We start from the raw sequence: 8979 nt of genomic DNA on the forward strand, positions 1-8979 counted from the left end.
GCTCACTTCACGTAGGGGACGCCGTCGGCGGCCGGGCCCCGCACCCGTCCGATCAGGCCGGCGACCGCGACGATGGTGGCCAGGTAGGGCAGCAGCTTCAACCAGTCGGACGAGATCGGGGTGCCCATGGTCTGCACCTGCGAACCCAACTGGTCGACGAAGCCGAAGAACAGCGCCATCAGCGCAGCCAGACCTGGGCGCCAGCGGCCCATGATCAGCGCGGCCAGGGCGATGAAGCCCTTGCCGACGGTGATGTCGTCGTTGAACGCTCCGGTGACGCCGAGGGTGAAGAACGATCCGCCGAGACCGGCGAACAGGCCGCCGGCCAGCACTGCGCTCCAGCGGATGGCGACCACGTTGATGCCGACGGTGTCGGCGGCCTTGGGGTGCTCGCCGACCGAGCGGATCCGCAGCCCCCACACCGTGCGCTCGAGGATGAACCAGACCACGACCACGCTGATCAGGGCCAGGTAGGCCAGGATCGTCTGGCTGAACAGCACGTCGCCCAGCAGCGGGATCTTGTGCAGCAACGGGATCTGGATCGGCTCGAGCAGCGGCGCGTCGTTGAGTTCGCCCGACTGCGGCTTGACCAGCGAGTCGAACAGGAAGCTGGTCAGGCCCAGTGCCAACAGGTTGATCACCACGCCGAGCACCACCTGGTCCATCAGGTAGGTGATCGCGAACAGGGCCAGCACCGCCCCCATCAGCACGCCGGCGAACATCGCGGCGAACAGCCCGGCGGTGACCGACCCGGTCACCGAGCCGACGACCGCGGCCGCGAAGGCGGCGGTGAGCATCTGGCCCTCGATCGCCACGTTGACCACACCGGAGCGCTCACACATCACACCGCACAGGGCGCCCAGGATCAGGGGGGTGGCCAGCAGCAGGGTGCCCTGCAACTGGTTCGAGACCAGGAACGGCAGCGATCGTCCCGCAGCCGCCCAGCTCAGGAACCCAGCGACCAGGGCCAGCCCAGCGACCAGGCCTGCCCAGCGGCGCCAACGCCCCATGCCGGGCAGCACGTAGACCACGCAGGCAGCGGCCAGCAGCAGCGCACTGACCAGGACGACCGGCAGGCCCGGCACCGAGATGGTGGGCAACTGCACCTCGTCCAACGCGTTCGACAGCGCGAACCGGGCGGTGCCCGAGGTCTGGGTGACCAGCCACAGCATCACCGCGGCGACGATGCCGATCAGGGCACCGGTCGACAGGCGTTGGCGCCTGGCCTCGGCCGACTCGGTGGTGCGCAGGTGCACCTCCTCGTCCAGCTGGGCGGGGTGGCGGTAGGGCGCGAGCGTGGCCGTGGTCACCGACGACTCGTCGGCCCGCCGTGCGTCGGAAGGTTCTGCGTCGGCAGGTGCTGCGTCGCCAGGAACGGGGGGCACCTTCTCGGGAGTGCCATCGGGACGAGGGTAGGTCGTGTTCACGAGGCCAGTCCTCCCTGCGAGGCCACCGGGGCCACAGCTTGCGTGGTGGGTGCCTTGCCGGCGCGGCGCGCCTTGAGGAAGGGCACCAGGGTGCGCACCAGCATCGGGGCGCCGACGAACAGCACGATCAGCGCCTGCAGCACCATGATCAGGTCAGGCGGCGTCTGGGCGGCCGACTGCATCTTGAGCCCGCCGGTGTTCATCGCACCGAACAGCAGGCCGGCCAGCACGGTGCCCAACGGCCGGGAGCGTCCGAGCAGGGCGACGGTGATGGCGTCGAAGCCGATCGAGCCGACCAGGCCCGCGGTCAACGGGGTGGGGGTGGCGCCAGAGATCGCGCCCAGGGCGACCTGCACGCCGGCCAGACCGGCCAGGCCACCCGAGATCGCCATGGTGGTGGCGGTGATGGTCGACACGCTCATGCCGGCGGTGGCCGAGGCGCTGGGGTTCGACCCGACCGCGCGAATCTGGAAACCCAGCTTGGTGCGCTCCATCAGCCACCACACGCCGAAGGCGGCCAGCAGCGCCAGCACGAAGCCCATGTGCAGCTGGGTGCCCTCGATGCGCGGGAAGGTGGCCGACCACTCCACGATCGGTGAGATCGGGTCGGCTCGGCCGGGCCGCTGGAACAGCGTTGTGGTCAGCGCCCAACCGAGCATGCCCAGGGCGATGTAGTTGAGCATGATCGTGGTGATCACCTCGTGGGCCCCGGCGCGCGCCTTGAGCGCACCGGCGATGCCACCCCAGGCCGCACCGGCGGCGACGCCGGCGAGCACGGCCAGCGGCAGGTGCACCGCCAGCGGCAGCCCCTTGATCGAGAAGCCGACCAGGGCCGAGATCATCGCACCGACGACTGCCTGGCCCTGGGCGCCGATGTTGAACAGGCCGGCACGGAAGGCCAGCCCGATGCCCAGGCCGGCGCAGATCAGCGGAGCCGAGCGGGCCAGCGTCGAGGTGATCGGGCCGATGCCGCCCAGCGCGCCGCCGACCAGGGCCGAGTAGGCCTGACTCACCTTGTCCCAGGACGCCCCCAGGGCGTCACTGGGGCGGGAGAAGAAGTACGACCACTTCGGGGCGATCTCGGGGTCTGAGACCACCATCAGCACCGCACCCAGCAGGAAGGCGAGGATGAACGCGAACAGCGTCACCACGACGTCTGACCAGGGCAGCCGGATGCGCCGGCCGGCCGAACCGATGGACTCACTCATCGCCGGCTCCTTCCTCAGCGGCGACGACCGCTTCGTCGTACGGGATGCCGGCCATCATCAACCCGAGCACGTCGCGCGGGGTCCCAGCGGGCACGATACCGACCACGTGGCCGCGGTTCATCACCGCGATCCGGTCGGCGAGGGCCTCGATCTCGTCCAGCTCGGTCGAGACGATCAGCACCGCGGTGCCACGGTCGCGTTCCTCGATGATGCGCTTGTGCAGGAACTCGATGGCGCCGACGTCGACGCCGCGGGTGGGTTGGCTGGCGACCAGCAGCTTCAGGGGGCGGGACAGTTCGCGGGCCAGCACCACCTTCTGGGCGTTGCCGCCCGACAGCGAGCTGAGCGGCAGGTCGATGCCCTGGGTGCGGATGTCGAACTCGTCGACCTTGGCGCGGGCGTTGGCCTTGATCTGGTCCCAGCGCAGGTTGCCGCGCCGGGTGAAGCCGCCGACCTGGTTGAGCACCAGGTTCTCGGCGACGGTGAAGGTCGACACGTAGCCGTCGTGCTGGCGGTCCTCGGGCACGAACCCGACTCCGGCGGCGATGGTCTCGCGGGTGCCGAGCTTGGTGAGGTCTCGTCCCTGCAGCTCCACTCGCCCCTTCAACACCGGACGAAGACCCAACAGCACCTCGGCGAGTTCGGTCTGCCCGTTGCCCTGCACGCCGGCCACACAGAGGATCTCACCGGCGCGCACGTCGAGGGAGACGTCGTCGACGACGACCTGTCCTGACGCGTCCGCCACGGTGAGGTTCTCGACCACCAGGGTGGGCTCGCCGGCCTCGGCGGGGGACTTGTCGACCTGCAGGTTGACCGAGCGTCCGACCATCATCTCGGCCAGGTCACCCTCGGACGCGCTGGCGTCGGCTTGGCCGACCACCTTGCCGCGACGGATCACGGTGATGTCGTCGGCGATGGCGAGCACCTCGCGCAGCTTGTGGGTGATGAAGACGATGGCTCGTCCCTCGTCACGCAGCGAGCGCATGACGGTCATCAGTTCGTCGATCTCCTGGGGGGTGAGCACGGCGGTCGGCTCGTCGAAGATCAGGTACTTGGCGTCGTTGGCCAGCGCCTTGAGGATCTCGACGCGCTGCTGCACGCCCACCGGCAGATGTTCGATCCTCGAGTCGGGCTGCACCCGCAGTCGGTAGCGGTTCGACAGTTCGAGCACCTTCTGGCGGGCCTGGCGCATGTTGAGCAGCCCGCCGGTGGCCTGTTCGCGGCCGAGGATGATGTTCTCGGCGACGGTGAACACGTCGACCAGCATGAAGTGCTGGTGCACCATGCCGATGCCTGCGGCCATCGACTGGCGCGGGTTGCGGAAGTGCTGCTCGACCCCGTCGATCGAGATGGTCCCCTCGTCGGCGTCGAGCAGGCCGTAGAGGATGTTCATCAGGGTCGACTTGCCAGCACCGTTCTCACCGAGCAGGCAGTGGATGCGGCCCGGGACGATGTCGAGGTCAATGTGGTCGTTGGCGGTCAGAGTTCCGAAGCGCTTGGTGATTCCGCGCAGGCTCAGGCCCTGGGGCGCAGGATCGGCGGCGCTGCCGATCGGTGCAGTCGTGGTGGTCGACACGCTGGCATCCTTGCACAAGTGGTGGTGGGTGGCCCTCAGGCCGGGGTTGCCCCGCCACGAGCGATGACGACGATGGCGGCGGGGACATGACGAACGGGAGGGGCCCGGTGGACCCCTCCCGTCATGTCAGTGGATCCGCGACGGGATCACTTGGGCTGCGAGGCGGACTCGATCTTGATGGTGCCGGCGATGATGTCGGCCTTGATCTTCTCCAGCTCGGACTTGGTCTCGGCCGAGACGGCGCCGTCGAACTCGTGGAACGGAGCGATGGTGGTGCCACCGTTCTCGAGGGTGCCGACGTAGGGATCGGAGCTGAAGCTGCCGTCCTGGGCGGCCTTGATGGCGTCGAACACGGCCACGTCCATGGCCTTCTGCACCGAGGTCAGGATGCTCTTGCACGACTTCTCGGCAGAGATGCAGCCGTCGGTGTCGACCCACACGGCCTTGACCGCACCGTTGCTGGTGTCGGCGACCTGCAGGGCGCCCAGACCGGCGGGGCCGGCGACCGGGAACAGCACGTCGGCGCCCTGGCTGACCAGGTTGGTGGCGGTGGACTTGCCACCGGCGATGTTCTCGAACGGCTTGGGCTCAGGCACGAACTGGCCGTCCTGCTTCTTGGCGTCCCAACCGAGCACCTGGACGTTCTTGCCCTTCTGCTGGTTGTAGTAGGCCACGCCCTGGGCGTAGCCGTCCATGAAGATGGTCACGGTGGGGATCTTCATGCCACCGAAGGTGCCGACCTTGCCCGACTTGGACTGCGAGGCGGCGACGTAGCCGGCCATGAAGCTCGACTCGGCGGTGTTGAACACCAGCGGCTTGAGGTTGGTCAGGCCCTTGGCCGAGGCGGGGTTGTCGTCGACGATGGCGAACTTGACGTCGGGGTTGGCCTTGGCAGCCGCGACGGTGGCGTCGGAGAGCAGGAAGCCGACGGTGATGATGATGTTGCACTTCTCGGCGATCATCGACTGGATGTTGGTGGCGAAGTCCTTGGCGTCCTTCGACTCGACCTCGGCGACCTGGATGCCGAGATCCTGGGCGGCCTTCTCGAGGCCGTCGTGCGAGGTCTGGTTGAACGACTTGTCGTCGAAACCACCGGAGTCAGAGACCATGCAGGCCTTGAACTCAGCAGCGGCCGAGGTCTCAGCCGCGCTCGTGGCCGAACCCGAGGGGGCCGACGAGGCTGCGGTGGACTGCTGGGTCGAAGGTGCGGCGGCGTCGGGCGCCTCGGCGCATCCGGCGAGGGTGAGCGCGGCGGCCGAGAACAGGGCCGAGAGCGCGAGAAGGGACTTCTTCACGTGAACTGCCTCCTGAGCAGATGATTCGTGCCAGAGATTCTGGGGGGCTCGCTGGTGGCGGGCACGAGCACTGTAACCACTGGTGCAGAAACCGGCCAGTGCGGGGGTGCCGATCGGGGCCAAGTGTGACCAAGCTGCAACCATCGCCCCGGTTCGTCGGGGCCGTTCTGAGGGGGGTCAGCCGATCTGGCGGACGAGTGCCTCGGCGGCGTCGACGATCACGGTGGTCTCGCGCTCCCACTGTGGTTCCTGCCCCCGGTAGGGGCCGGTGGCCAGCGAGATGATCACCGCGGCTGCCCGCAGCCTGAGTTCCACCGGGTCGACCCGCTCGTCGAAGACCGGCACCCAGGTGCGAATCAGGTGGTGCACCCGGCTGGCCTGCTCGGGGTTCATCCGCTGCACCGTCGACAGGTGGGCGATCATGCAGGCCAGGTCGTCCGCACGCCGGCCCGGGCCGATGGTGTCGATGTCGAGCATGCCGCTGACCTGGCTGTGCTCGACGAACACCTGGCCCTCGTGGAAGTCGCCGTGGGTCGGTTCGTCCCCCTGCGGGATGCGGTCGAGCCCTTGGTGGATCTGGGAGGCCATCCAGGTCAGCCGGGCCTCTTCGCTCGGCATTGCCTGGGCGACCATGCCGACGTAGTGGTCGATGGCGGCCGACCAGGGGGCGCGCCGATCGAGCCTGGCGACGCTGGCGGGCATCGAGTCGAGCAGGTCGATCAGTTGCTCGGCGGTGCAGGGCGGTTCGGGGTCGAACATCGCTTTGGCCAGCGGACGACCGCTCAGTTCGCGCAGCACCAGCAGGTGGTCGTCGGTGGCCAGCGCCACCTCGGGTGAGGGCACGCCGGCGTCGAGCAGCAGCCGGTGGCGGGCCAGCACCTCGCGGAAGGAGCGTTCGCGCTGCACCTTGACGTAGAAGGTTTCGCGCGGGTCGGTGACCACCATCCGCAGCACGGCGCGGCGTCGGGGCCGGTAGCCGACCATGGCCAAGCTGATCTGGTCGGCGCTGACCGGGCGGTCGACCAGGCGGTGGGCGTTGACCAGTTCGGCCATCTGCTCGGGGTAGGCGGCCCGGGCCAGGCCGGGCAGGTCAGGATCCTTGGGGTACAGCCAAACCGCGACCTCGCGGGAACCGTCGGCGAAGATGTCGGCGCGGGCGTCGGTCGGGGTTCGCCCGCCTGATCGGGCGCTCACCCCGAGCAGTTCCTCTCGCACCCCGTAGGGCCAGCGCACGCTGGCGACGTAGGTGGCGGTGGTGGAGTGGCCGGGGTGGGCGTCGACGTGGTCCATCGACCAGCTGAGCAGCACTCCCCCGGCGTGCTCGACCGCGGCGGCGAGTAGTTCGCCGACCCGCTCAGAGGTCAGCAGGTGGGCGCCGTCGGGATCGTCAGGACGAGGCATCGCCGGTGCCGGCCTCCGCCGGCTCGCGCTCGGTGGTGCTGGCAACGTCGGGCTCGGTGGTCTCGCCTGCCTCGGTGGCGTCGCCGGGGTCGGTCTCGCTGGGCCTGCCGTCGGCCCGGTGCACCCGCAGCCAGGCGGCACGTCGTCCGTCGAGTTCGGCGACCTCGAAGACCACCAGGGCACTCTCGGGCAGGTCGTGTGAGGCCTCGAAGCTGCGCACCAGTTCGACCTCGACCTGGTCACCGACCTGGGGCACGTGGCCGAGTTGGGCCATCACCCAGCCGGCAACGGTGTCGTAGGGGCCCTCCTCGAGCACGTAGCCGGTGGCCTCCTCGAACTCCTCGAGGGTGGTCAGGCCGTCGACGTCGCTGAGTTCGCTGTGGGCGCGCTGGTCGTCGACCACGTCGTACTCGTCGGTGATGTCGCCGATCAGTTCTTCCATCAGGTCTTCGAGGGTGACGATGCCCGCGGTGCCACCCCACTCGTCCAGCACGATGGCCAGGTGCGCGCCCTCGCGGCGCATGTCGGTGAGCGCCCGCAGCACCTTGACGGTCTCGGGCAGGCTGAGCACCGGCCGCACCAGTTGCTTCACGGGAAGTTGGCGCACCTGCGGGTCGAGGTCGAACAGGTCGCGCACGTGCAGGAAGCCGGCGATCCGGTCGGTGGATCCGTCGGTGACCGGGTAGCGGGAGTGCGGGGCGCCCTGCACCTCGCGCATGGCGCGGTGGGCGGGCATGTCGCCGGAGAGGAAGTCGACCTCGGTGCGCGGCACCATCACCTCGCGCAGGCTGCGTTCGCCGGCGTCGAACACCTCGTCGAGGATCAGTCGTTCCTCGTCGCCCAGGGTCTGCGAGCTCGACACCATCGAGCGGATCTCCTCGTCGGAGACCTCCTCCTTGGACGCCTTCGGGTCACCGCCCAGGATGCGCACCACGACGTCGGTCGACTTGCCCAGGAACCAGATCAGTGGACGAGCCGCCGTCGCGATGCCGTTGACCATCGGCCCGAGCGCCAGGGCGAAGCCCTCGGCCCGCTGCATGGCCAGCCGCTTGGCGGTGAGTTCTGACAGCACGATCGAGAAGTAGCTGATGATGATGGTGATCAACACCAGGGCCAGCGGGCTCGCCACCGACATCGGCAGCCCGGTGCGGGCGAGCACCGGGGCGAGGTCGTCAGCCAGCGTGGCACCACCGAACGAGGCCGACAGGAAGCCGGCCAGGGTGACACCGATCTGCACCGCCGACAGGAACCGATTGGGGTTGCGGATCAGGTGCTCGATGGCCGCACCGCGCTTGCCCTTGCTGGCCAACTGCTTGACCTGCGAGTCGCGCAGGCTCACCAGAGCCATCTCGGCCGCCGCGAAGACGCCACCGATCAGGATGAAGACAAAGATCAGGGCCAAGTTGCCCAAGGTCTGCGTCAAGTTCTCTCCTGCGTCGGGGGTCGCGACCCCCTCATGCTAGCGGGTGGGGCGCCTGCCACCTCTTCGGGCGCATAGGGCCGCAGCGCTTCTCAGCCGGCGACGCTGGCGACGTATGGTCCGAAGTCGGCAGTCCCGAATGAGTACATCGGCCTGGTGAGGGCCATCGTGCACCTGACCGTGGAACAGCACCACGGCTGGTGCGCGTGTTCACGGTGCCATCCTTTTGGGGGGCTGTGACTCCGGTGGAGACGCGTCAACCACCAAGGGAACACCCAGAGCGCTGGCTATCCTGCGACCGAGCCGCTCAGCGCCCTCCTCGGTCACAGTGGGGGTGGTGAGCGGATGCCATCACCAATTGACAACCAGCACCATGGCCATGAGCAGGACAACCACCCACAGGCTCACGAGGAGGTCATCCCTCCAGCCCGGCACGCGGAAGGTCCAGTGCAGCCTCCGAGCAAGGGACTCCTTCATCGCGAACACTGAGGCCGCACCGAATCCCCAGACCGCAAGGAAGATGACCGGCCAGCGAGTCCAGGAGAACCCGAACACGTCCTCGGTCAAGTAGGCCACGAATGACCCAAGAATGACTTGGAGAGGGGCCAGAAATCCGGCTCTTCAACCTTGAGGTGGGGGTGAGCGCGACACG

General features: G+C 68.6%; 7 protein-coding genes. All 7 read right to left on the reverse strand.

The genetic code is table 11. The features are described from left to right. Positions 1–2: 2 nt before the first annotated feature. The 7 genes from IE660_RS03640 to IE660_RS03670 all read right to left on the reverse strand — a co-directional run bounded on the left by IE660_RS03640 (position 3) and on the right by IE660_RS03670 (position 8903). On the reverse strand, positions 3–1385 hold the full coding sequence (locus IE660_RS03640; RefSeq protein ID WP_407928987.1) for an ABC transporter permease: 1383 nt from the start codon (positions 1383–1385) through the stop codon (positions 3–5). A gap of 38 nt (positions 1386–1423) precedes the next feature. Continuing rightward, positions 1424–2635 (reverse strand): ABC transporter permease, encoded by a 1212-nt coding sequence (locus tag IE660_RS03645; RefSeq protein ID WP_203566912.1) that lies wholly within the window; start codon positions 2633–2635, stop codon positions 1424–1426. Then, positions 2628–4211, reverse strand: coding sequence for an ABC transporter ATP-binding protein (locus IE660_RS03650; protein ID WP_203566913.1), 1584 nt, complete (start codon positions 4209–4211; stop codon positions 2628–2630). Before IE660_RS03650 ends, IE660_RS03645 begins: the two co-directional genes overlap by 8 nt. Positions 4212–4357: 146 nt before the next feature. Beyond that, a complete protein-coding gene (locus tag IE660_RS03655; RefSeq protein ID WP_203566914.1) occupies positions 4358–5506 on the reverse strand; it encodes a BMP family lipoprotein in 1149 nt (382 codons plus the stop codon). 177 nt (positions 5507–5683) lie between these two features. Continuing rightward, on the reverse strand, positions 5684–6907 hold the full coding sequence (locus IE660_RS03660) for a phosphotransferase (RefSeq protein ID WP_203566915.1): 1224 nt from the start codon (positions 6905–6907) through the stop codon (positions 5684–5686). After that, entirely contained in the window at positions 6894–8330 is a 1437-nt protein-coding gene (locus IE660_RS03665; RefSeq protein ID WP_203566916.1) for a hemolysin family protein, read from the reverse strand. Before IE660_RS03665 ends, IE660_RS03660 begins: the two co-directional genes overlap by 14 nt. A gap of 348 nt (positions 8331–8678) precedes the next feature. Next, positions 8679–8903: a hypothetical protein gene (locus IE660_RS03670; RefSeq protein ID WP_203566917.1), complete on the reverse strand. Its 225-nt coding sequence runs from the start codon at positions 8901–8903 to the stop codon at positions 8679–8681. Positions 8904–8979: the final 76 nt, after the last annotated feature.

The organism is Aestuariimicrobium ganziense (assembly GCF_015352975.1).
Classification (GTDB): domain Bacteria; phylum Actinomycetota; class Actinomycetes; order Propionibacteriales; family Propionibacteriaceae; genus Aestuariimicrobium; species Aestuariimicrobium ganziense.

What these genes read in the sequence shown, in the direction of transcription:
- IE660_RS03645 (WP_203566912.1), bottom strand. Translation starts at nt 2,635, where the DNA reads ATGAGTGAGTCCATCGGTTCGGCCGGCCGGCGCATCCGGCTGCCCTGG.
- IE660_RS03660 (WP_203566915.1), bottom strand. Translation starts at nt 6,907, where the DNA reads ATGCCTCGTCCTGACGATCCCGACGGCGCCCACCTGCTGACCTCTGAG.